The following is a 22,677-nucleotide window of genomic DNA, read 5'->3' as shown; positions in this document are numbered from 1 at the left end:
GGTCAGACCGCCTCTGCCTGCCGGGCGGCCGCGAGGCGGACCGCGTTCATGATTTTCTCGTAGCCGGTGCAGCGGCACAGGTTGCCCGAGAGCGCCTCGCGGATGTCCGCGTCGCTCGGGTTGGGGTTGCGCTCCAGCATCTCGTCGGCGGCGACCAGCAGTCCGGGGGTGCAGAAGCCGCACTGGACGGCGCCGGCGTCGATGAACGCCTGCTGGACGGGCGAGAGTTCGGTGCCCTCGCCGGTCTGCGAGTCCTGGCCCTTGGCCTGCCAGCCCTTCGCCTCGTCGAGGGAGGTGCCGCCGCACGCGCCGGTGGCGCAACCGCCGTGCTCGGCGCGCTGCTTGGCGAAGTCCGCGAGCCCCTCGACGGTCACCACCTCTCGGCCCTCGACCTGACCGGCCGCGACCAGACAGGAGCAGACCGGTACGCCGTCGAGGCGGACCGTGCAGGAGCCGCACTCGCCCTGCTCGCAGGCGTTCTTCGAACCGGGCAGGCCGAGGCGCTCGCGCAGCACGTACAGCAGGGACTCGCCCTCCCACACGTCGTCGGCCTCCTGCGGACGTCCGTTGACAGTGAAGTTGACACGCATCAGGCGACTCCCTCCGAGCGGGCGGCGGAGCCGCGGTAGGACTCCCAGGTCCAGGTCAGGGTGCGGCGGGCCATGATGCCGACCGCGTGGCGGCGGTAGCTCGCCGTGCCCCGGACGTCGTCGATCGGGTTGCAGGCGGCGGAGCACAGGTCCGCGAACTGCTTGGCGACCGACGGGGTGATGATCTTGCCGTTGTCCCAGAAGCCGCCCTCGTCGAGCGCCGCGTTCAGGAACTCCTCGGCGGCCTTGGCCCGTACCGGCGTGGGGGCGGCCGAGCCGATGCCGGTGCGCACCGTCCGGGTGTCCGGGTGCAGGGCGAGGCCGAAGGCGCACACGGCGATCACCATGGCGTTGCGGGTGCCCACTTTGGAGTACTGCTGGGGTCCGTCGGCCTTGGCGATGTGCACGGCGCGGATCAGCTCGTCGGGGGCGAGCGCGTTGCGCTTCACGCCGGTGTAGAAGGCGTCGATGGGGATACGGCGGCTGCCGCGCACCGACTCGACCTCGACCTCGGCGCCCGCCGCGAGCAGCGCGGGGTGGGCGTCGCCGGCCGGGGAGGCGGTGCCGAGGTTGCCGCCGACGCCGCCGCGGTTGCGGATCTGCGGGGAGGCGACCGTGTGCGAGGCGAGGGCGAGGCCGGGCAGTTCGGCGCGGAGGTTCTCCATGATCCTCGTGTAGGGCACGGAGGCGCCGAGCCGTACGCTCTCCTCGCCGACCTCCCACTCGTAGAGGTCTCCGACACGGTTGAGGTCGAGGAGGTACTCGGGCCGGCGGTGGTCGAAGTTGATCTCGACCATCACATCGGTGCCACCCGCAATCGGCACAGCGGTGGGGTGCGCTGCCTTCGCGGCGAGCGCCTCCTCCCAGCTGGCGGGGCGAAGGAAGTCCATGACCGGCTCTCTTCTTCGTCTCGTGAGTCGTACAGATTGAGCCAATCCGTGTGCGGCGGGCCAGGCTCGTTCATGTGCTGTTAACGCGGAGTGAGGTCAGTACACAGCTCTGTACTCCACCGGGGTCAGTCACGGAAACCATGAAGGAGTTGGCTGGCCAGGCCGGTCATCTTGTAGATTCGTATGAACGGGGGTCATCGGTAACCTCCCGGTTCTCCTGTGGAAACGTGCGACCCACACCACGTGACCTGGGACACAGCCGAAAAACGGCCCACGGGGCGGCGGGCGCCGTCCACCGGCCCTCCGGACGGGGCCGGGACCTCACCCTCACCCGGCTCCATCGTAATTTTTCGAGACAGTTTTCGAGACAAGGAACGGCGGCGACGAGATGCGGCTGCGCGCACTGCTGGACACGGACGCGCTGGGCCTCAAGCTGCTCGGCGGCGAGGAGGAACTGGACCGCACCGTCCGTGGCGTGATGACCACGGACCTGCGGGACCCCAGCCGCTACCTGTCGGGCGGCGAACTGGTGCTCACGGGCCTGGCCTGGCGCCGGGACTCCACGGACTCCGAGCCGTTCGTACGGATCCTGGCGCAGGCCGGGGTGGCGGCGCTCGCGGCCGGCGAGGCGGAGCTGGGCGATGTGCCCGAGGACCTGGTGAGCGCCTGTGTCCGCCACCGGCTGCCGCTGTTCGCCGTGCACGAGTCGGTGGCGTTCGCCTCGATCACCGAGCACGTGGTCCGGCAGGTCTCCGGCGAGCGCGCCGGCGACCTCGCGGCGGTCGTGGACCGGCACCGCCGGATGATGACCTCGGGGCCCGCCGGGGGCGGCCCGGACGTCGTGCTGGACCTGCTCGGCTCCGACCTGGACCTGCGCGCCTGGGTCCTCTCCCCCACCGGACGGCTGATCGCCGGGTCCAAGGTGGGCGGTCCGGACCTCCCCGCCGACCTGTGTTCGGCGCTCGCCGCCGAGCACCTGGCGGCCGCCCGCACCGGCCGCCGCGGCCCGTACCGGGTCACGCTCGGTTCGACGGCGTACTCCCTCTTCCCGGTGCGCGGCGGCGGCCGGTCGCCGCAGGCCGCGCGCGACGTGCGGGAGACCGTGCTGTCGGACTGGCTGCTCGCCGTGGAGGCGGACGCCGGGGACTGGCCCGAGGAGCGGCTCGACCTGCTCCAGGGCGTCACCCAGCTGATCGCGGTCGAACGGGACCGCCGGGACGCGGCCCGCACGGTCCGCCGCCGGCTGGCCCAGGAGGTGCTGGAGCTGGTCCAGACGGGCGCCGCGCCCGCCGAGATCGCCGCCCGGCTCAGGGTGGCCGCCCCGGTGCTGCTGCCCGGACTCGGCGCCGCCCCGCACTGGCAGGTGGTGGTGGCCCGGGTCGAGTGGGACGGCGGCGGGATCGAGGGCGGCGCGGTGGCCCAGTCGCTGCTGGAGGAGATCCTCGTCGACCCGCTGACCACCGGCCCCGAGCCCGCGGACCGGATCGCGGTGGCGCACACCGGCGACGAGGCCGTCGCCCTGCTCCCGCTGCCCGCGGTCTCCGCGGAGCACGACGGCTCGGAGGAGGGGCTGCTCGCCGACCGGCTCCTGGAGGCGGTGCGCCGCCCGCTGTCGGCGGGGCTCGACGAGGACGGCCGGGTCACCCTGGGCGTCAGCGCCGCCGTGCACTCGGCGGAGGGGCTGCGCGGGGCGCTGGAGGAGGCGCGGCACGCCCGCCGGGTCGCGGCGGCGCGCCCCGGCCGGGTGTGCGCGGCGGGCCATCAGGAACTCGCCTCGCACGTGCTGCTGCTGCCCTTCGTCCCCGACGACGTGCGGCGCGCGTTCACCGCGCGGCTGCTGGATCCCCTGCGGGACTACGACCTGCGCCACCGGGCCGAACTGATCCCGACGCTGGAGGCGTTCCTGGACTGCGACGGCTCCTGGACGCGCTGCGCGAACCGGCTCCACCTCCACGTCAACACACTGCGCTACCGGGTCGGGCGGATCGAGCAGTTGACGAGCCGTGACCTGTCCCGGCTGGAGGACAAGCTCGACTTCTTCCTGGCGTTGCGGATGAGCTGACATGATGCGGGAGGGGCCGGACTCCGGTTCCTGTCCCACGACTTTGTGAAATCCTTCACCTACCCTCTTGGCCTGCGCGGGCCGTAGATGCTGAAATGCGCCCACCACTCAAAGCTCAAAGGCGTGCTCGGGGAGGGCAACGTGGCGCATACCGCCATGTCTGGTTACGGAACGACCGCCGGTGACGATCCACTCCAGACCGCGGTATGGCGGCTGCGCTCACGGGCGTGCTGGGCCGACGCGGCGGCCCTGCTGCGGCCCGACACCCCGGCGGCCGCGCTGCAACGGGCGGCGCTGCTGGTGGAGCGGTGCCTGTACACCGAGCAGGGGTGGGAGGACGCGGAGGACGCGCTGCGCACGGCGGAGGCCGCGGCGCACAGCGACGACGAGCGGGGCGCGGCCGCCTGCGAACGCGGCCAACTCGCCTACGCGGCCACGCTGCACACGGTCCGGGACCGGGCCGACGAGGCGCGGGCGGCGCTGGGGCGGGCGGCGGCGCTGATCCCGCCGGGGGCGCCGGGCCGGGCCCTGCTGGACTTCCGGCGGGGGCTGCTGGCGGAGAACCTGGCGCACTCGCCCCAGGCGGCGCGGGCGGCGTACCGGCGGGCGCACGCGGCGGCCACCGCGCACGCGGATCCGCTGCTGCTCTCGTTCACCTGGCGCCATCTGGCGGGACTGGCCCTCAGGGAGGGCGAGTTGGCGGAGGCCCGGCACGGGTTCACCGAATCCCTGCGGATCCGCGAGGAGTTGGGCTACCTGGTCGGCACGGCCCCCGCGCTGGCCTCACTGGCCGACACCGAGCCGGAACCGGAGGCCACCCGGCTGCGGGAGGAGGCCCGTCGGCTGTTCCGTCTCCTGGGCGGCGTACCGACCTGGCTGGCCCGGCAGTTGTCCACCCCGGGGCCGCCGGCGGCGGACGCGGCATCGGCGTAGCGGCGCGGAGGTCTGCCGTGCGCGGGCTCCAGCGGGCGCCGGGGTCTACCGGGCGCCCGTGAAGTGTTCGCCGACCAGGGTGCGCACCACGTCCAGGTCACGCGCGAGCAGCGCCTCCAGCAGGGCCGTGTGTTCGGCCGCGTCGGCGATCAGGTCGGCGCGGCCCCGGCCGCCGGGGGTGCCGACCAGCGGCCACTGGGAGCGGCGGTGCAGGTCCTCGGCGATCCGGACCAGTTGGCCGTTGCCCGCGAGGGAGAGGACCGCCGTGTGGAAGGCCCGGTCGGACTCGGCGTAGGTGGCCCGGCAGCCGGAGGCGGCGGCCCGTACCGTCGCCTCGGCGAGGGGGCGCAGGGCGGCCCAGCGCTCCGCGGGGACCGTCCGGGCCAGGCGGAGCATCACCGGGACCTCGATCAGCGCCCGCACCTCGGCCAGTTCCGCCAGCTCGCGGACGCCGCGCTCCACCACCCGGAAGCCCCGGTTGGGCACGACCTCCACGGCGCCCTCCAGGGCGAGTTGCTGCATGGCCTCGCGGACCGGGGTGGCGGAGACCCCGAAGCGCTCGCCGAGCACGGGGGCCGAGTACACCTCGCCCGGCGCCAGTTCCCCGGCCACCAGCGCGGTGCGCAGCGCGTCCAGGATCTGGCCCCGCACCGACGACCGCTGCACCGCCGGCCGGGGCCGCGGGATCGGCGCCTCGCTGTGGGTGTGCTCACCGCGGACCCGGTCCAGCCGTGCGGCACCGGGCTGCGCCGGCACCCTCGCCTCGTCCCTGACCTGCTCCGTCGCCGGCGATCCGGCGGTCCGCGCGGCGGCGGAGCCCTGCACACCCTGGGTCACGGGCTCCTCCTGCGGACGTTTCGGTACTTGGGGTCATTACGGCGGGTTGTTACTCGTCCGTCAAGCACCATATGCGCACCGGCCGTCAGTTCACATCCCGACGATCATGGGTAAGGTAAGGCTTACCTCGAAATCGCACTGGATTGGGAGTTCCGGATGTCTGTGCCCCGTTCGGCCGTCACGGACGCCTACACGCGGCTCACCGAGGTCCTCCCGTCACTCGCGGTGACCGAACTCGGCCCCGAGGACCCCCTGCCCACCGGCTCCGGCTGGGTCGCCGCCGCCGGGCTCGCGGCCGGCGGAGCCCCCCTCGACTCCTTCCTGGCCTGGGACGACGCCCAGATCCTGCGCGACTACGAACAGCGGGCCCGGCCCGACGTCACCGCGAGCTTCGGCCTGCACCGCTACGCGTGGCCCGCCTGTCTGCTGATCACCGTCCCGTGGTTCACCCTGCGCCGCGTCCCCCGGCTGCCCGTGACGCACGTCTCCTTCGACCGCACCGCCCCGGACCACGCCGTCGGCGCGCTGGCGGTGCGTACGGACGCCGGATTCGCCTGCCTGCCCGACGACCCCGCGGCGGGCCTCCCCGGCGCCCGCGTGGTGCCCGACGAGGACGCCCTGCGCGCCGAGGTGCGGGCGGCCGTGGCCGAGCACCTCGAACCCGTCCTCGCCTCCTTCGGCCCCCGGATGCGCCGCCGCGGCCGCGCCCTGTGGGGCATGGCGACCGACGAGATCACCGAGAGCCTCTGGTACGTCGCCCAGCTCCTCGGCGAGGAGGAGCGCGCCATGCGCGAACTGGAGCTGTTGCTGCCCGGCTCGACCAAGCCGTACGCCGGCTCCGCCGCCTTCCGGGTGCTGACCGGGCCCTCCGGCGAGGAACTGTCCACCCGGGACCGGGTGAGCTGCTGCATGTTCTACACGCTGCGCCCCGAGGACACCTGCGCCACCTGCCCGCGCACCTGCGACACCGAGCGCGTCACCAAGCTGCTGGCGACGGCGAGTTGAGCCCCCGGCGGGCACGAGCACTCCCCGCGCTGCCGTAAGATCGACTTCACGGGGCTCCCCGCACGGTTACAGGCGTTTCACAAATTCCTCACGGGTCACGGGAACTTTCCGTGGAACCACCCGTACGGGTAGTCTTATTCGAACTCAACTCCCGCCCCTCATGCGGCAGTTCGAGCAGAACGCCGCCCTGGGCATCCCCTTGCACCTCCTTGGCGGCCTCTTGCCCCGAAACCCTCTGAGGGCCGGAGGGATTGGGCCACTATGGCGGGCGTTACGCCCTATCCCAATGCAAGGGACCCCAGATGAGACTTACCGACATATCGCTTAACTGGCTGCTTCCGGGCGCCGTACTGCTCCTGGGCACGCTGGCGGCGATGGCGGTGCTCGCGCGCGGAAAGCGCTCCTCGGGGAAGGACACGAGTGCCGACGACTCGTGGGAGCGCAGCGAAGAGCGCCGCAGGCGCAAGGAGGCCATGTACGGCACGGTCTCCTATGTGCTCCTGTTCTGCTGTGCCGCCGTGGCGGCCGCGCTCTCCTTCCACGGACTGGTCGGATTCGGCGAGCAGAACCTCGGCCTCACCGGCGGCTGGCAGTACCTGGTCCCGTTCGGCCTCGACGGAGCCGCGATGTTCTGCTCCGTGCTCGCGGTGCGTGAGGCGAGCCACGGTGACGCGGCCCTCGGCTCCCGCATACTCGTGTGGACCTTCGCATTCGCCGCGGCCTGGTTCAACTGGGTGCACGCGCCCAGGGGTCTCGGCCACGACGGTGCCCCGCACTTCTTCGCGGGCATGTCCCTGTCCGCCGCGGTGCTCTTCGACCGGGCGCTGAAGCAGACCCGCCGGGCCGCCCTGCGCGAGCAGGGTCTGGTGCCCCGGCCGCTGCCGCAGATCCGGATCGTGCGCTGGCTGCGGGCCCCTCGGGAGACGTACAAGGCCTGGTCGCTCATGCTCCTGGAGAATGTGCGCAGCCTGGACGAGGCCGTCGAGGAGGTCCGCGAGGACAAGCACAAGAAGGACGAGCAGCGGATGCGGCGCCGCGAGGCGCAGCGGGTGGAGCGTGCGCAGCTCAAGGCGATCAGCCGCGGCCACCGCGGGTTCGTCGGCCGGGGCGGCGGCCGCCAGGTCGAGGTGCAGGCAGTGGAGCGGGGCTCGTCGGACCGAGTATCCGCGGAGCCTGCCATATCGACCGCGGAGCAACTGCCCGTTCGCGCTCGGCCCTCCCTTCAGCCGGTCCGCAGCGGTTCTGAGCCGGTGACCGTCGACCTCACCGCCGAGGACGACACCATGGCTCTGCCGCGACTGGACTCGCTGGAGCGCAAGTTGAAGGACCTGGAGCAGCAGTTCGGCTGAGAACCGCTCCCCGATGGATCGACGGGAGGGGGCACGGCGCGACGCCGTGCCCCCTCCCGTCGTTCTGTCGTCCCTCGCTCACGCGGCCTCGGCGTCGAGTTCGAACCACACCGCCTTGCCCACCCCGTGCGGCCGTACGCCCCAGGAGTCGGCGAGCGAGTCCACCAGGACCAGCCCGCGACCGTGCGTACCGTCGTCGGCGTTCGGTACGCACGGCCGGGGCCTGTCGGCGACGAAGTCCCGTACCTCCACCCGCAGTCCGTCAGGGCCCACGGTGGCGGTCAGGACCGCGTCGCGGTCGGTGTGGACCAGCGCGTTGGTGACGAGTTCGCTGGTCAGCAGCTCGGCTATCTCGGACCGTCCGGGCCGGCCCCAGTGCTGTAGGAGTGCGCGCAGCTCCTTGCGGGTCTCGGGTACCGCCCTCAGGTCGGCGCGCCCGAGTCTGCGCCTGAGCCGGCCCGTCGACGCCCGCTGCCCGGCGCCGTCCGCCTGTTCCTCCGTGTCCGCCGAGAAGGCCCCGATCGCGATGGGACCGCCTCCTCGTGCCTGCCTCTTCATGACCCCCGCCCGCGTGCCGATGTCGTTCCCCTCCTGCTCGAACACGTTCACGGGAACCATGCCCGTCCGGGCGTACGCCGAGTCATGTCGAATCCTCAACGACCGGTCGTTCGGCCACGCGTGGACGGCGTCGGGGTGAACGTCAGGCACGCGGTGACCGGACAGCGGGTGCCCGGCGCGCGGCAGGCAGGGGGAAAGCCCTGGTGGGCCAGGGCCGTTCGGAATCGAGGACCGATCCGGTCAGCTCACAAGGTGAAGGCGGGACCGTCGGGGATGACCAAGGGACATGGGCCGAACGGCCCATCCGCGTCTGCCGATCCAGCCGTATACGACGGCCGGGGCGGTGACGCGGGGTCGCCCTCCCGTCCCCCGGGACGGGAGGGCGACCCTGGTGCCCCCCGGCGGTGGTGTGGTCCGTGCGGTCAGTGGAGCTTGTTGACCGCCTTGGTGGTGGTCTTCTTGAACGCGGACACCGGGGCGTCGGAGAAGTCACCCAGCTGCGACCAGTCCACGACGGTGACGGTCCGGCCGTCGCGGCCGACGGAGAGCAGCCGGATGTCGGTGGCGCCCCACGAGGTCTCGGTGTGCAGACCGTGTACGCGGGCGCCCTCCTCGACGGGCAGCGAGCCGTAGGACTTGTACGCGGCCTCCACCTCCGGGTCGGCGGCCTCGATCCGCTGGGCGCAGGACTTGATCTCCTTGTTGAGGCGGTTCTGGAGCGCCTTGGCCTTGGCGGCGGTGCCGACGACGACCGTCAGCTGACGGGCGCTGGTGTCCAGGTCGGTGTGGAAGGGCCGGTACCGGGAGTCGTAGGCGAGCAGCGCCTCGTCCAGGCAGAAGCGCATCTCGTCCGGGATGCCGTCGGTGACCTTGCCGGCGGTCCAGCCGGACGAGGGGTGCGGCGGGAGTTCGGAGGCGGACAGGAAGCGGGGCGCGCTCGCCGCCTTCCCGGTGGCCTGGGCGGGTACGGTGAGTGCCGCGCCGACGGTGGCGGCTGCCAGGGCGAGTACGGCGACCGCGCCGGCTCGGGTGCGCTTGGGCATGGGTGTCCCCCGTGGTTCGAGTGTGGGTGTGGGCCGTCGTCACCGGCCGCCGGCTGGTCGGTCCGGCGTTCGTCGGTGCGACACCAAAAGCATCAGCGGTCACAGGTCGCGGACGCAACAGGGGACACCGGTTCCCTCCGCATGGAACCGTCCCAGCCTGTCTGACGTGCAGATACATGGGATGCCTGGGATGCCGTCCCGGGCAGGCGACGGACGGGGGAAGGGTGTCCGCACAGGACGAGGTCCAGGAGTTCGCCGCGCTGCTGCGGCAGTTGAAGGAGCGGACCGACCGCAGTTACGGCTCGTTGGCCCGCCGTCTGGGCATGAACACCTCCACGCTGCACCGCTACTGCGCCGGTGACGCGGTCCCCCAGGACTTCGCGCCCGTGGAGCGTTTCGCCGCCCTGTGCGGGGCGTCCGACGCCGAGCGCGTGGAGCTGCACCGGCGCTGGCTGGCGGCAGCGGCGGCGCGGCAGCGGCCCCGGGGCGCGACGGCGGCCCCCCTCCCGCACGCGGGCCCCGCACCGGACCCCGCACCGGACCCCGACGGCTCCGGACCCACCCCGGCGGCCGGAGCCACGTCGGAGGCCGAGCCCGAACCCGCGCCTGCCTCAGGGCCCGAACCCGACCCGGAGTCCGCGTCCGGCCCCGGCCCCACCCCTGGGTCCGACCCGGCTCCCGAGTCCGGCTCCGAGGCCCACGACGCCACCCCCGAGCCCGGCCGCACGCCCGCGCGGTCCGGCTCGCGGGGCCGGAGGCGGCGGGTGACCGTCGTGGCGGCGGTGGCCTCGGTCCTGCTGGCCGCCCTCGGCACGCTCACCGCCCTGGACACCGACCGGGGAGACCGCCCCGCCGGCGACCGCGTCCGCGGCGCCGACGAGCCCCGTACGAGCGCGCCGGGCCCGGCGGGAAGCTCCTCCCCCGCCTCCCCGAGCCCCACCGGCACCGGCCCCGGCACGGGTGGCGAGCCCTCGCCGTCCCGGTCCGGTTCGCCGAAGCCCTCGCCCTCCGCATCCGCATCCGGCGGCGCCACCGGCGCGCCCGTCGGCGGGGTGCCGCTGACCTGGACCGCGGACTCGCACGTCTGGGCGCAGGGCTGCGGGCACGACTACGTCGTCGCCGGGCCGCCCGACCGGGTCCCGCCGCCACCCGCCCCGCAGGACGCCCGGACCTGGGCGGCCGCGCAGGACGCCGTGCACGGCCGGGAGACCATGGTGCGGATCTCCGTGCAGGGACGCTCCTCGACCGCGGTGGTCCTGGAGGCCCTGCGGGTCCGGGTGGTCGGCCGGAGCGCGCCCGCCGAGGGCAGTTCCTACGCCATGGACCAGGGGTGCGGCGGAGCCGTGACCCCGCGCTCCTTCGACGTCGACCTCGACAAGGACCGCCCGATCGCGCGCCCGGTCGCCGGGAACGACGCGGGCACCCCGATCCCCGCGATGCGCCTGCCCTACAAGGTCTCCGCCGCGGACCCCGAGGTCCTGCTGGTCACCGCCCGCACCGGGAGCTGCGACTGCCGCTGGTACCTCGAACTGGACTGGTCCTCCGAGGGCCGCAGGGGCACCGTCGTCATCGGCGACGACGGCCGCCCGTTCCGCACCACGGGCATCGAGGGCCTGCCCCGGTACGGGTACGACACGGCCACCCGTGCGTGGGGGCCGTACACCCCTTAGGGCCGGGGCACGTTGCGGAGGTTGGAGCGGGCCATCTGGAGCATGCGGCCCACTCCGCCGTCGAGGACCATCTTCGAGGCGGAGAGGGCGAAGCCGGTGACCATCTCGGCCTTGATCCGGGGCGGGATGGACAGGGCGTTGGGGTCGGTGACGACGTCGACGAGGGCCGGTCCGTCGTGCCGGAAGGCGTCCTTGAGGGCCCCGGCCAGCTGCTTGGGCTTCTCCACGCGCACCCCGTAGGCACCGCAGGCGCGGGCCACCGCGGCGAAGTCGGGGTTCTTGTTGGTGGTGCCGTACGAGGGCAGTCCGGCGACCAGCATCTCCAACTCCACCATGGAGAGCGCGGAGTTGTTGAACAGGACGACCTTCACCGGCAGGTCGTACTGGACCAGGGTGAGGAAGTCGCCCATCAGCATGGTGAATCCGCCGTCGCCGGACATGGAGACGACCTGGCGCCGACGGTCGGTGAACTGGGCGCCGATCGCCATGGGCAGCGCGTTCGCCATCGAGCCGTGCGAGAAGGAACCGATCACCCGGCGGCGGCCGTTGGGGGTGAGATAGCGGGCGGCCCACACATTGCACATTCCGGTGTCGACGGTGAACACCGCGTCGTCGTCGGCGAGTTCATCGAGGACGGAGGCGACGTACTCGGGGTGGATCGGGGTGTGCTTCTCCACCTTCCGGGTGTACGCCTTGACGACGCCCTCCAGCGCGTCCGCGTGCTTCTTCAGCATCCGGTCGAGGAAGCGCCGGTTGTTCTTGGCGCGCACGCGCGGGATCAGACAGCGCAGGGTCTCGCGGACGTCGCCCCAGACGGCGAGGTCCAGCTTGGAGCGCCGGCCGAGGTGTTCGGGCCGCACGTCGACCTGGGCGATCCTCACGTCGTCGGGCAGGAAGGCGTTGTACGGGAAGTCGGTGCCGAGCAGGATCAGCAGATCGCACTCGTGGGTGGCCTCGTAGGCGGCGCCGTAGCCGAGCAGGCCGCTCATCCCGACGTCGTAGGGGTTGTCGTACTGGATCCACTCCTTGCCGCGCAGGGCGTGGCCCACGGGCGACTTGACCTTCTCCGCGAACTGCATGACCTCGGCGTGCGCGCCCGCGGTGCCGCTGCCGCAGAACAGGGTGACCTTGTCGGCCTCGTCGATCATCCGGACCAGGGCGTCGATCTCGGCGTCGCCGGGGCGGACCGTGGGCCGGGAGGTGACCAGGGCGGTCTCGACGGGCTTGGCGGGGGCGGGCTGGTCGGCGATGTCGCCGGGCAGGGAGACGACGCTGACGCCGGAGCGGCCGATCGCGTGCTGGACGGCGGTCTGCAGCAGGCGGGGCATCTGCTGCGGGTTGGAGATCAGCTCGCTGTAGTGGCTGCACTCGCGGAACAGCTGGTCGGGGTGGGTCTCCTGGAAGTAGCCGAGGCCGATCTCGCTGGAGGGGATCTGCGAGGCGAGGGCGAGGACCGGCGCCATGGAGCGGTGGGCGTCGTAGAGGCCGTTGATCAGGTGCAGGTTGCCGGGGCCGCAGGAGCCCGCGCAGGCGGCGAGGCGGCCGGTGATCTGCGCCTCGGCGCCCGCGGCGAACGCGGCGGTCTCCTCGTGGCGTACGTGCACCCACTCGATGCCGGGGTGGCGGCGCACCGCGTCCACGACGGGGTTGAGGCTGTCGCCGACGACGCCGTAGAGGCGTTCCACTCCGGCACGGACGAGGATGTCGACGAACTGTTCCGCGACGTTCTGCTTGGCCATGGCTTCGGTGTGCCCCTTCGGTCTCCTTCGATGCCTCCGGGTTCCATTGGAGGCACAGGGGCGCGCGGTTCGCTCGGTCAGCTCTCCCAGACGGCGGCGGCGGTGCGGTCGTCGGCGTAGCCCTTGACCCGCACCTGGGTGTCGGCGAGGAACGCGGCGAGGCCGGGCGGGGTGGGCCCGGACCACCGGCCGGTGAGGTGGCGGGCGAGGTCCGCCTCGCCGCGCAGGGGCTCGGCGAGCCCTCCGGTGCACATCAGCAGCGTGTCACCCGGACGGGCTACGGAGGCGCGGAAGCGGAAGGGTTCGCGGGCCGGTTCCGGGGCGGGTTCGTAGGGGCTCGGGGGTGTGGGGATGCCGAGGTCCATGGTGAGCCGGTCGCCCTCGGGGGTCTCCGACGGCGGTGAGCCGAATCCGACGACGGCCTCGCCGACGGCGTCGGTGACGCGGGGCTCGATGTCCTGCCACTCGCCGTCGCGGAGCCGGAACAGCCCGCCGGCCCCGACGCCGAAGAAGACCCGGGTGCGGCACGCCGGGTCGGCCGGCAGGAGCAGACAGCGCAGGGTGGCCGCGTACTCCTCGGGGTCCACGCCCCGTTCGGCCGCGCCGGCGCGGAGCCTGCCGAGGCTGCGGTCGGTGAGGCGGTGCAGGCCGGACTTGAGGTCGCCGCGTCGGCCGGCCCGGATGTCCTCGGCGAGCCGGGCCTGGCTGCGGCCGACGGCCCGGCCGATCCAGTGGCAGACCTCGGCGGCGGCGCGGTGGGCGCCGGGGGTGGCGCGGGCGCCGGTGGCCATGGCGACGAGGACGAGGGCCAGGTCGCCGGTGCCGAAGCGGGCGGTGAGCAGGGAGTCGCGGCGGGGCTCGCCCCGGTAGCGGGCGGAGTCGCCGCGCACGGAGGCGGCGCGCAGGGTGCAGGCGCCGTAGTGCGCGCCGTCGAGCACGGTGTCGGCGACCAGGTCGTCGAGGGCGTCGGGGTCGGCGGGCGGCAGGGCGGTGGGTTCGGCGTCGTAGGTGGGCGGGCCGGAGCCCAGGTAGGCGGGGGCGGCGGGGCGCGGCTCCCGGGGCGCGGGGGCCACGGGGGCCGGCTCCGGGGCGGGGCGGGCCTCGCCCGGCGGGGCCGCGACTTCGGCGGCTTGGGCGGCTTGGGCGGCTTGGGCGGCGTCGGCGGGCGGCGGCTCCCACGGGGCGCGCGGCCTGCCCACGGTGTGGGACGCGGAGGCGAACCGGTCGTCCAGCGAGTCCGGCGCCCCCGCGGGCCCGGTGTCCTCGGCGGTGTTGTCGTACAGCTGCATCCACCAGTCGTCCTCGCGTCCGGTGGGCCTTCCCCCCTGCTGGCTCATGCCCCTAATTGTCCACCGCTCGGGCCGGATGAAAACGGGGCATCCCGAAAATCGGGTGAGCCGTCGAACTGGTGTGGGACGGACGGGACATGTGCCGCCGGGCGGTTCCACCCCCCACGGGAGAACCGCCCGGCGACGTCCTGGTGACCGTCAGCGCACGTCGTAGGCGCGGGTCACGGTCTGGTCGACCGCATTGCCGTTCGCGTCGGTCAGTTCGGTCCTGAGGGTGACCTGCTTCCCGGTGGCGCCGGCATGGTCGACCACCGCCTCCCAGGCGCCGTCGCGCCGGACGGTGCGCGCCTTCGTCCAGGTCTCGCCCTCGTCGTACGAGTAGGAGAGCCGGACCTCGGTCAGCCTGCCGGGGGTGTAGCCGGCGTGCCCGGTGGCGGTGAGGGCGATGCGCTGTCCGTCCTGGGCGGGCAGGGTCTTCCGTCCGTCCTCGGGCAGTGCGTAGCGGGGGAAGAGGAGCGGGATGCCCTGCGAGTACACGTCCTCGTCGAGGGCCGAGCGGAAGGACCAGGTGGTCGTGGTGGCGGTCGAGCGCTGCCACGCCCGCGCGGGCTGGCCGATCTTCGTGGTGTTCAGGGTGAGTTCGTAGGCGGAGTCCTCGGCCGGGACGGTGAACACCCCGAAGGGGTAGCCGCTTTCCCCCACCGCCTCGCCGTCGCGCTTGAGGACCATCGAGCCGATGTCCCCGAAGCTGCCCTGGATTCCCTGGTGTTCGTTGTCGCCCCAGAAGCCGGGCGCGACGCCGATGAGGTCGCCCTGCCGTTCGGCCGCCAGTGCCGGCCGTCCGCTGTCGTCGAGCGGGGCGACGGGGGTGAGGACTCCGCCGTACCACTCCTCCCGGGTGGACTCTCCCTTCCGGTAGGTCCGCGCCGGATCGGTCATGAACTCGCCCCAGGGGAAGCTGCTGGAGACGTCCTGGCGCCAGGCGGTGTCGCCGGGTGTGTGGAACTCGGTGCGGGTGAAGGGGGCGGGCACGGTCTCCAACTGGGCGAAGTAGGCGGCCAGTCCGTTCGGACGGGTCATCGACTCCATGTCGATGTGGTCGGTGCCGGCCCCGGACATCGAGCGGTACGTGGCCTGCGTGGACGCCAGCCCGGCGTCGCGGACCCGGTAGGTGCGGGCCGAGCCGATCGGTCCGCTCTCCGGGAAGGCGAGGTTGTACACGTACGGGCTCTGGGCGGTGGCCCGCCAGCGCAGGGCCGCGCCCTCGGTGGCGAGGAGGGCGGTGGCCTCTTCGGCGGGCAGGGCGAGCACGGGCAGCGGGCCGCCCGCGAAGCCGGTCGAGGGGTACCAGCGGCCGGGCTCGTCGCGGTGGACGACCAGCGCCACGGCGCCGGCGGCACTCGCCCGGCTCGCGACGTCCGCGGCGCCTTCCCCGTCCGGCAGGCGCACCACCGCGACCTTCCCCTTCGCGCCCGAAAGTTCTTCCTCCGTACCGGACTTGGCGTCGAGCACGGCCGCCTGTCCGGTGCCGTCGAGGTTGGCCGAGCCCAGGTGGGCGGTGGTCGGGTGGAGCTTTCGGCCGCCGACGACGGCGAGTTCGGTGATCTGCGGGGCGGCGGCGCGCCAGAAGCTGTCGAACTCGAAGTCGCCGTCGTGGGCGCGGCCGGTGACCGAGGCGTAGTAGCCGGTCAGGGTGCGGCCGGCCGCCGCGGTGCCCGCGTGCAGCCAGGTGTCGTCCCAGCTGCGGGCGAACCCGAGGGTGGCGCTGCGGACTTCGGAGGGCCGTTCGGTGTCGACGCTCAGCCGGTGGGCCTTGCGGGCGTCGAGCACGATGGTGGTGTCGCCGCGGATCTCCAGCTGCGGCCGGGCGAGGTAGGTGAGGGAGTCCACGAGCGTACCGGCGGGCTCGGGGGTGGTGACGAAGGAGGACAGGAAGTAGCTGCCGGGGCGGACCCGGTACGTCTGGTCGGTGGCCGCCTCGTTGAAGCGGCGTTCGCCGCTCGCGTCGTCGGTGCCGATCAGGTCGACCGAGGAGGATCCGTCGGCGGGCCGGCCGAGCCGGTCGACGAGCTTCACCCGCAGGGTGACCGTCTCGGGCTGGACGTACAGCGCGAACGGGGTGGAGACGGTGACGCCTTCGGCGGTGGCGAGCACGCGTCCGGTGATGTCGCCGTACTGGGCGCGGGTGAGAGCGGCGGTCGGGTCGACGGTCAGCGGGATCTCGGCGGTGCCGCCGGCCGGAACGGTGAGTGTGCGGCCGCTGAGGCGGGCGACCGGTGAGCGGACGGCGGAGCCGTCGTTGCCGGTGACACCCTCGACCGAGAGTCCCAACTTCACCGGCCGGTCGCCGGTGTTGGTGTACGGCACGGTGACCGTGGTGCGGTCGCTGCGGTGCTGCGGCCAGTCGAAGGCGCCGGCCTGCACGGCGGGCGCGCCGAGCACGGGCTGCTCGACGGCCGCGGCGACGTCGAGGCGGCCGCCGCCGGTGGCGCGGACGTCACCGGGTATCTCCGTCTCGGCGGAGGAGACCAGGGCCGCCTTGATCCGCTGCGCGCTCCAGCCCGGGTGCCGTTGCCTGACGATCGCGGCGGCGCCCGCGACGTGCGGGGTCGCCATCGACGTACCGCTCATCGACTGGTAGGCGTACACGCCGCGGCCGCCCGCGTTGGCGGCGGAGATGGCGACGCCGGGGGCGGTGATCTCGGGCTTGAGGGTGTGGGAGCCGTAGGCGGGGCCGCGGCTGGAGAAGGAGGCCGTTGTGTCGTCGCGGTCGACGGCGCCGACGGTGAGCACGCTGGGCGCGCAACCCGGCGAGGAGACCGTGTTGTCGCCGGGTCCGGTGTTGCCGGCGGCGATCACGAACAGGGTGTCCTCGGCGGCGCGGGCGAGTTCCTCTGCGGCCAGGGCCATCGGGTCGGAGCAGTCGGTGCGGGCGGGGTTGCCGAGGCTCATGGAGACGACGTCGGCGCCCTCGTCGACCGCCCACTGCATACCGGCGATGATCCAGGAGGTCTCGCCGTAGCCGTAGTCGTTGAGGACCTTGCCGTTGAGGAGTTCGGTGCCGGGCGCGACGCCCTTGTTGCGGCCGCCGCTCGCGGCGCCCGAGCCGCCGACGGTGGAGGTGGTGTGGGTGCCGTGGCCGTCGCGGTCGGCGGCGTCCTCGGAGTCGGTGAAGTTCTTCGAGGCGGTGATCCGGCCCTTGAGGTCGGGGTGTTCGGCGTCGACGCCGGTGTCCAGCACGGCCACCTTGGTGCCCGTGCCGTCGTACCCGGCGGCCCAGGCCTCGGGCGCGTTGACCTGCCGGGTCGAACGGTCCAGCGTGGCCTCGACCTTGGCGTCCAGCCACAGCTTGCGCACCGGGCCGCGGGCCTCGGCGACCTCGGCCCACAGGCCGGCCGCCCGGTCCTTCTCCGTCTCCAGCGCGACCCCGTCGATGGCGTCCAGGACGAGTCCGCGTTCGGTGCCGCGCGGCAGGGCGCGCGGGGCGGCTCCGTCGTAGGTCGCGATCAGCGGGAGGGTGTCGCGGTGGGCGTCGTCGTAGCCCTGGCGGACGAGCCCGGTGACGTTGAAGAGTTCCTCGTCGACCCGGCCGGCCGCGAGGGCCTCGACGGCGCTCTCCGGGTACACGTACAGGTCGTCGCCCGAGCGACGGGTCTGGGTGAAGGGGGTGCGGCCGTCGTCGCCGGGCAGGGCGAGGGCCCCGTCCGCGGTGACGAGGACGCGGTCGCCGGTGACGAGTGTGACGACGGAACCGGCCGCCGACGCGGCCCGGGTCCCGGTGGGGCCGGCCTGTCGTTCGTCGGCCGCGTGCGTGGGTACGGCTGCCGTGACGGCCAGGACGGCGGCGGTCGCCGCGCCCAGGGCCGTCCTCGTTGTCGCTCTCCCCAAGGTCGCCTTCTTCCGGGTGCTGCCGTATGTCCGTGGGCGCGCGAACGCGCAGGCCAAAGGCCCAAGGCGGGCAATACGGGCGGTGGTTGATGCTGCGGTGGCGTCACCTTGGCAGAGTGGCGGGCGGTGCGGCGATGATGTGCCGAGGCGGCTTTGCGCCGTGGCCGCTTCCCGCCACGGAGCCCTGGGGAGAGTGATGCTCGCAGCGATAGGTCTGGACGAGACGCACGAGTCGGCGTACCGGGCGCTGGTGTCGGCCGGCGCGGTGGACGTCCCGTCGCTCGCCCGGCGGCTGACCCTCGGCGAGCGGGACACCGAGCGCGCGCTGCGGCTGCTGGAGCGGCACGGCCTGGCCGCGCAGTCTCCCGCCGGGCCCGGACGCTGGGTCGCCGCGCCCCCGGCGGTGGCGCTCGGCGCGCTGCTGACCCAGCAGCGGCACGAACTGGAGAAGGCGGAACTGGCGGCGGCCCTGCTCGCCGAGGAGTACCGGGCGAGCGCCGCCGAGCCGGCCGCGCACGATCTGGTCGAGGTGGTGATCGGCGCGGACGCGGTCGCCCAGCGGTTCCTCCAGATCCAGCTCGGCGCGGCCCGGGAGGTGTGCGCGCTGGTCAGCGGGAACCCGGTGGTGGTCTCCGGCACCGACAACGACGCCGAGGAGCTGGCCGCCGACCGGGGTGTGCGCTACCGGGTGGTCGTCGAGCGCGCGGTGTTCGACCTGCCGCAGGGGATCGCGGAGCTGTCGGCGGCGCTGCGCCGGGACGAACAGGTGCGGGTGGTGGACCGGGTGCCGGCCAAGCTCGTCGTCGTCGACGGTACGCACGCCCTGGTCCCGCTGACCTCGCCGGACTCGGAGCCGGCCGCGCTCGTGGTGCACGCGGGCGGGCTGCTGGACCTGGTGTCCGGGCTGTTCGAGTCGGTGTGGCGGGAGGCGCTGCCGCTGACGCTCGGGGCGTCCGGGTTCTCGGAGCGGGAGCCGGACGGGCCCGACGCCACCGATCTGGAGGTGCTGTCGCTGCTGCTGGCCGGGCTGACCGACGCGAGCGTGGCCAAGCAGCTGGATCTGGGCCTGCGGACCGTGCAGCGCCGGGTCAAGCGGCTGATGGAGCTGACCGGGGTGAGCACCCGGCTCCAGCTCGGGTGGCACGCCTACGAGCGGGGATGGGTGGCCCGGCGGCTCTGACCTGCGAGGTCATCCGGGCTCCTGCACTCTGGTCAGATGGGAGTGTGGGATCTCCTGCTGGTCGGCACGGTCATCCTGCTCGGCCTGTGCGGAGTGCTGGTGCCCGGTGTGCCCGGGTCGTGGCTGGTGTGGGCCGCGGTCATGTGGTGGGCGCTGAAGGACCCGCAGCCGGTGGCGTGGGGGCTGCTGGTCGGGGCCACCCTCGCGCTGTTCGTGTCCCAGGTGGTCCGCTGGGCGCTGCCGCCCAGACAGCTGCGGGAGAGCGGCGCGACCCGGCAGATGGCCGTGTACGCGGGTTCGGGCGCGTTCCTCGGCTTCCTGCTGATCCCGGTGCTGGGCGCGATCCCCGGTTTCATGGCCGGTATCTACCTGGAGGAGCGCCACCGGCTCGGCCGGCACGCCGAGGCGATGGCGGCCCTGCGTACGGCGATGCGCTCGGGCGGCTCCAGTGTGCTGGCGGAGCTGTTCACCTGTCTGCTGATCGCCGGTGCCTGGGTGGGCGTGGTGCTCTGGGGCTGACCGGGCGGGCGCGTCACCTCAGGGCGCCTTCGAGGGTCAGCAGGGCCGTCTTGCGTTCCAGGCCGCCCGCGTACCCGGTCAGGGAGCCGTTCGCGCCGATCACCCGGTGGCAGGGGCGGAGGATCAGGAGCGGGTTGGCGCCGATCGCGCCGCCGACCGCCCGGACGGCGGGCCGGGAGACGCCGATCCGCGCGGCGATCTCCCCGTAGGTGGCGGTCGCGCCGTAGGGCACGCCGTCGAGGGCGTCCCACACCTTTCGGCGGAACGCGGTGCCCTCGGCCCGCAGCGGCAGCCGGAACTCCTTCAGCTCCCCCGCGAAGTACGCGGCGAGCTGCTCCTCGGCGTCCCGGAACGCGCCGGGCGCGTGCAGCCAGCCCTCCTGGACACTCCGGCCGCCCTTCTGTCCGGGCACGGACAGCGAGGTCAGGGCGCCGGTCGCGGGGTCGGCGGTGAGCAGCAGCGCGCCGACGGGGCTGTCGAGGCGGGTCCACTGAACGGTCATGTCGGTCACTCCCACTCCCCCGCGGTGCGCAGGTGCAGTACGGCGTACGAGCGCCAGGGGCGCCAGCTGTCGGGGACGTCGGCGCCGGGCGGGGCGACGTCGGGGTCGCCGAGGGCGCGGGTGCGCAGCACGGCGGCGGTAGGGGCGTCCAGGCCGGGCAGGGCGAGCAGGGCCGCCTGCGCGTCGTCCCGGTCGGCGCCGGGGTCCAGGCGCAGGGTGCCGTCGGCGAGGGCGGCGGTGAGCGCGCCGAGGGTGCCGTGCGGCTCGGCCCCGGCGAGGACGGCGGCTTCGGGGAAGAGGTGGGTGAGCGGGCCGCAGGGGGCGTCCAGTGCCTTGCCGTAGCGGCGCACCAGGCGCTCGGCCGTCGCCGGGCCGGCCACGGCCCGGATCGCGAGTTCCCCGGGGTCGGCGGCGCCCGGCGATCTGAGGCCGGGGCGGGCGGCGACCAGGGGTGCGAGGCGTGGGTCGGCGCCGAGGCGCTCGTCGACGGCGTAGGGGTCGGCGTCGAGGTCGAACAGGCGGCGCAGGCGCTGGACGGCGGTGGTGAGGTCGCGGGGGTCGGTGAGGTGGAGGCGGGCGTCGAGCCAGCCGCCGGGGTGGGTGGCGGTGCCGGTACCGCCGGTGCCGGGGCGCTCGTCGACGGCGGCGATGCCGGTGCCGTGCGGAAGGCGGAGGGTCCGCCGGTAGGTGCGCCGTCCGGGGAGGCCGCTGACGTCCTCGACGCCGGGGACGGCCTCGGCCGCGAGGAGGTCGAAGACGGTGTCGGAGCGGTAGGGGCCGCGGTGGGCGAGCCGCAGCGGGATGCCCGCGGTGGGGGTGGCGGCGCGCCGGACCGTCCGGGCGGTGGCGGCGCGCAGCTCGCTGGGGGTGCGGGCGTACACCGTGCGGACGGTGTCGTTGAACTGGCGGACGCTGGCGAAGCCGGCCGCGAAGGCGATCTCGGTGATCGGCAGGTCGGTGGTCTGGAGCAGGACGCGTGCGGTGTGGGCGCGCTGGGCGCGGGCCAGCGCGACGGGTCCCGCGCCCAGCTCGCCGGTCAGCTGGCGCTGCACCTGGCGGGCGCTGTAGCCGAGCCGGCCGGCGAGTCCGGTCACTCCTTCGCGGTCGACGACGCCGTCGCCGATGAGCCGCACGGCGCGGCCGACGACGTCCGCGCGGACGTTCCAGTCGGCCGAGCCGGGAGCGGCGTCGGGACGGCACCGCCGGCAGGCCCGGAAGCCGGAGCCCTGCGCGGCGGCCGCGGTCGGGAAGAAGCGGACGTTGCGCCGCTTGGGGGTGACGGCGGGGCAGCTGGGCCGGCAGTAGATGCCGGTGGTCTCGACGGCGAAGAAGAACGCGCCGTCGAACCGGGCGTCCCGGCTGCGCACCGCCTCGTACCTGGTGTCCTCGTCCATCACGTGTTCCAGTCTCCGGCAGGGCCGGGACCGGTGCTGGCGGGATTCGGACATCGCGGTGGTCACCCCCGTGCGCGGGGTGTCACCGCCATCCGTTGCGCTTGGCCTCGCCCGCCGCCCGGCCCTCGGCCCCCTTCCGCTTCCAGTCCCGGCGGATCTCGGCGCGCAGGCGGGCGTCGGTCTTGGCGACGATCCGCCGGTTCTCCCGCATCAGCTTGCGGTAGCTCTCCAGCCGCCGTTCGGGCAGGTCGCCGGAGTCGATCGCGCCGAGCACCGCGCAGCCCGGCTCGGCCTCGTGGGCGCAGTCGTGGAAGCGGCAGTCCCGGGCGATCTCCTCGATCTCCGAGAAGACCTGTCCGACACCGGTCCCGGCGTCCCACAGGCCCACGCCGCGCAGCCCGGGGGTGTCGATCAGGACTCCCCCGCCGGGCAGCGCGAGCAGGTTGCGGGTGGTGGTGGTGTGCCGTCCCTTGCCGTCGACGTCCCGGATGGCCTGTACGTCCATGACGTCGGCGCCGAGGAGGGCGTTGGCGAGGGTCGACTTGCCGGCTCCGGACTGGCCGAGCAGCACGGAGGTGCCGCCGCCGACGAGGGCGGTGAGCGTGTCGAGCCCCTCGTCGAGGTGGGCGCTGACGGTGAGCACCGGCACGCCGGGTGCGGTGGTCTCCACGTCCTGCACGAGGTGCGCGAGGGTCACCGGGTCCGGGACGAGGTCGGCCTTGGTCAGCACGACCACGGGCTGGGCGCCCGATTCCCAGGCGAGCGCCAGGAACCGCTCGATCCGCCCGAGGTCGAGTTCGCGGGCGAGGGAGACGGCGACGACGGCGTGGTCGACGTTGGCGGCGAGGATCTGCCCCTCGGACCGCTGGGAGGAGGTGGAGCGCACGAAGGCGGTCCGGCGCGGCAGATACGTCCGGACGTAGCGCGGGTTGCCGCCGGGTTCGACGGCGACCCAGTCGCCGGTGCACACGACCCGCAGCGGGTCGTGCGGGGTGACGAAGGCTGTGTCGGCGCGCAGCACTCCCGCGGCGGTGACGACGTCGCACTGGCCGCGGTCGACGCGGATGACGCGCCCGGCGATCAGTCCTTCGGCGTCGTGGGGGGCGAACGCGTCCGCCCATGCGTCGTCCCAGCCGTAGGGGGCGAGCGCGGAGGAAGCAGAGCTGGAAGTCAAGGGTGACCCTTCACAAGGGCGGCCCCGGCGCGCGTCGCTGGACGCGGGAGAGGAG

Annotated in this window: 18 protein-coding genes; 7 read left to right on the top strand and 11 right to left on the bottom strand. The window is 73.9% G+C overall.

The genetic code is table 11. From position 1 onward, the window contains the following. Window positions 1-2: 2 nt before the first annotated feature. Entirely contained in the window at window positions 3-590 is a 588-nt protein-coding gene (locus AB0E07_RS23775) for a (2Fe-2S)-binding protein (protein ID WP_362255548.1), read from the bottom strand. Then, a complete protein-coding gene (locus tag AB0E07_RS23770) occupies window positions 590-1,480 on the bottom strand; it encodes a xanthine dehydrogenase family protein subunit M (protein WP_362255546.1) in 891 nt (296 codons plus the stop codon). The genes AB0E07_RS23775 and AB0E07_RS23770 overlap by 1 nt, the downstream gene beginning before the upstream one ends. 388 nt (window positions 1,481-1,868) lie before the next feature. Between AB0E07_RS23770 and AB0E07_RS23765 the strand changes: the two genes are divergently transcribed. Both AB0E07_RS23765 and AB0E07_RS23760 read left to right on the top strand, forming a co-directional pair. Beyond that, entirely contained in the window at window positions 1,869-3,542 is a 1,674-nt protein-coding gene (locus AB0E07_RS23765; RefSeq protein WP_362255543.1) for a PucR family transcriptional regulator ligand-binding domain-containing protein, read from the top strand. 141 nt (window positions 3,543-3,683) lie between these two features. Beyond that, entirely contained in the window at window positions 3,684-4,475 is a 792-nt protein-coding gene (locus AB0E07_RS23760) for a hypothetical protein (RefSeq protein WP_362255541.1), read from the top strand. Window positions 4,476-4,520: 45 nt separating this feature from the next. On the opposite strand, the gene AB0E07_RS23755 is transcribed toward AB0E07_RS23760, so the two are convergent. Continuing rightward, a complete protein-coding gene (locus AB0E07_RS23755) occupies window positions 4,521-5,312 on the bottom strand; it encodes a GntR family transcriptional regulator (protein WP_362255538.1) in 792 nt (263 codons plus the stop codon). Between the two features lie 156 nt (window positions 5,313-5,468). On the opposite strand from AB0E07_RS23755, the gene AB0E07_RS23750 reads away from it, so the two are divergent. Together AB0E07_RS23750 and AB0E07_RS23745 are read left to right on the top strand one after the other, a co-directional pair. Further along, window positions 5,469-6,317 (top strand): (2Fe-2S)-binding protein, encoded by an 849-nt coding sequence (locus tag AB0E07_RS23750; RefSeq protein WP_362255535.1) that lies wholly within the window; start codon window positions 5,469-5,471, stop codon window positions 6,315-6,317. 302 nt (window positions 6,318-6,619) lie between these two features. Further along, window positions 6,620-7,666, top strand: a complete 1,047-nt coding sequence (locus AB0E07_RS23745; protein WP_362255533.1) for a DUF2637 domain-containing protein — start codon at window positions 6,620-6,622, stop codon at window positions 7,664-7,666. A gap of 78 nt (window positions 7,667-7,744) precedes the next feature. On the opposite strand, the gene AB0E07_RS23740 is transcribed toward AB0E07_RS23745, so the two are convergent. After that, entirely contained in the window at window positions 7,745-8,224 is a 480-nt protein-coding gene (locus tag AB0E07_RS23740; RefSeq protein WP_362255747.1) for an ATP-binding protein, read from the bottom strand. Window positions 8,225-8,646: 422 nt separating this feature from the next. Further along, entirely contained in the window at window positions 8,647-9,267 is a 621-nt protein-coding gene (locus tag AB0E07_RS23735) for a hypothetical protein (protein WP_362255530.1), read from the bottom strand. 176 nt (window positions 9,268-9,443) lie between these two features. On the opposite strand from AB0E07_RS23735, the gene AB0E07_RS23730 reads away from it, so the two are divergent. Beyond that, on the top strand, window positions 9,444-10,937 hold the full coding sequence (locus tag AB0E07_RS23730; protein WP_362255527.1) for a helix-turn-helix domain-containing protein: 1,494 nt from the start codon (window positions 9,444-9,446) through the stop codon (window positions 10,935-10,937). Here the strand turns inward: AB0E07_RS23730 and AB0E07_RS23725 are convergent. The 3 genes from AB0E07_RS23725 to AB0E07_RS23715 all read right to left on the bottom strand — a co-directional run bounded on the left by AB0E07_RS23725 (window position 10,934) and on the right by AB0E07_RS23715 (window position 17,853). After that, on the bottom strand, window positions 10,934-12,676 hold the full coding sequence (locus AB0E07_RS23725; RefSeq protein WP_362255525.1) for a pyruvate dehydrogenase: 1,743 nt from the start codon (window positions 12,674-12,676) through the stop codon (window positions 10,934-10,936). The two genes, AB0E07_RS23730 and AB0E07_RS23725, sit on opposite strands and share 4 nt — an antisense overlap. 77 nt (window positions 12,677-12,753) lie before the next feature. Beyond that, window positions 12,754-14,013 carry a protein phosphatase 2C domain-containing protein gene (locus AB0E07_RS23720; protein ID WP_362255522.1) on the bottom strand — a complete coding sequence of 420 codons (1,260 nt, stop codon included), beginning with the start codon at window positions 14,011-14,013 and terminating at the stop codon, window positions 12,754-12,756. A 150-nt stretch (window positions 14,014-14,163) separates the two neighbouring features. Beyond that, a complete protein-coding gene (locus AB0E07_RS23715) occupies window positions 14,164-17,853 on the bottom strand; it encodes a S8 family serine peptidase (RefSeq protein WP_362255519.1) in 3,690 nt (1,229 codons plus the stop codon). Between the two features lie 196 nt (window positions 17,854-18,049). On the opposite strand from AB0E07_RS23715, the gene AB0E07_RS23710 reads away from it, so the two are divergent. Both AB0E07_RS23710 and AB0E07_RS23705 read left to right on the top strand, forming a co-directional pair. Further along, window positions 18,050-19,033, top strand: coding sequence for a helix-turn-helix transcriptional regulator (locus AB0E07_RS23710; protein ID WP_362255516.1), 984 nt, complete (start codon window positions 18,050-18,052; stop codon window positions 19,031-19,033). A gap of 36 nt (window positions 19,034-19,069) precedes the next feature. Beyond that, window positions 19,070-19,552, top strand: a complete 483-nt coding sequence (locus AB0E07_RS23705) for a DUF456 domain-containing protein (protein ID WP_362255513.1) — start codon at window positions 19,070-19,072, stop codon at window positions 19,550-19,552. Between the two features lie 13 nt (window positions 19,553-19,565). Here AB0E07_RS23705 and AB0E07_RS23700 read toward each other — a convergent pair whose 3' ends face one another. The 3 genes from AB0E07_RS23700 to rsgA all read right to left on the bottom strand — a co-directional run bounded on the left by AB0E07_RS23700 (window position 19,566) and on the right by rsgA (window position 22,622). Continuing rightward, complete coding sequence (locus AB0E07_RS23700) at window positions 19,566-20,054, bottom strand: methylated-DNA--[protein]-cysteine S-methyltransferase (RefSeq protein ID WP_362255510.1); 489 nt, start codon at window positions 20,052-20,054, stop codon at window positions 19,566-19,568. Between the two features lie 5 nt (window positions 20,055-20,059). Beyond that, window positions 20,060-21,448: an AlkA N-terminal domain-containing protein gene (locus AB0E07_RS23695; protein ID WP_362255507.1), complete on the bottom strand. Its 1,389-nt coding sequence runs from the start codon at window positions 21,446-21,448 to the stop codon at window positions 20,060-20,062. Window positions 21,449-21,530: 82 nt separating this feature from the next. Then, entirely contained in the window at window positions 21,531-22,622 is a 1,092-nt protein-coding gene (rsgA, locus tag AB0E07_RS23690; RefSeq protein WP_362255504.1) for a ribosome small subunit-dependent GTPase A, read from the bottom strand. Window positions 22,623-22,677: the final 55 nt, after the last annotated feature.

This window comes from Streptomyces sp. NPDC048002 (genome assembly GCF_040653275.1).
GTDB lineage: Bacteria > Actinomycetota > Actinomycetes > Streptomycetales > Streptomycetaceae > Streptomyces.
Note: the sequence above shows the minus strand (reverse complement) of the source record. Positions and strands in the feature narration are given on the sequence as shown.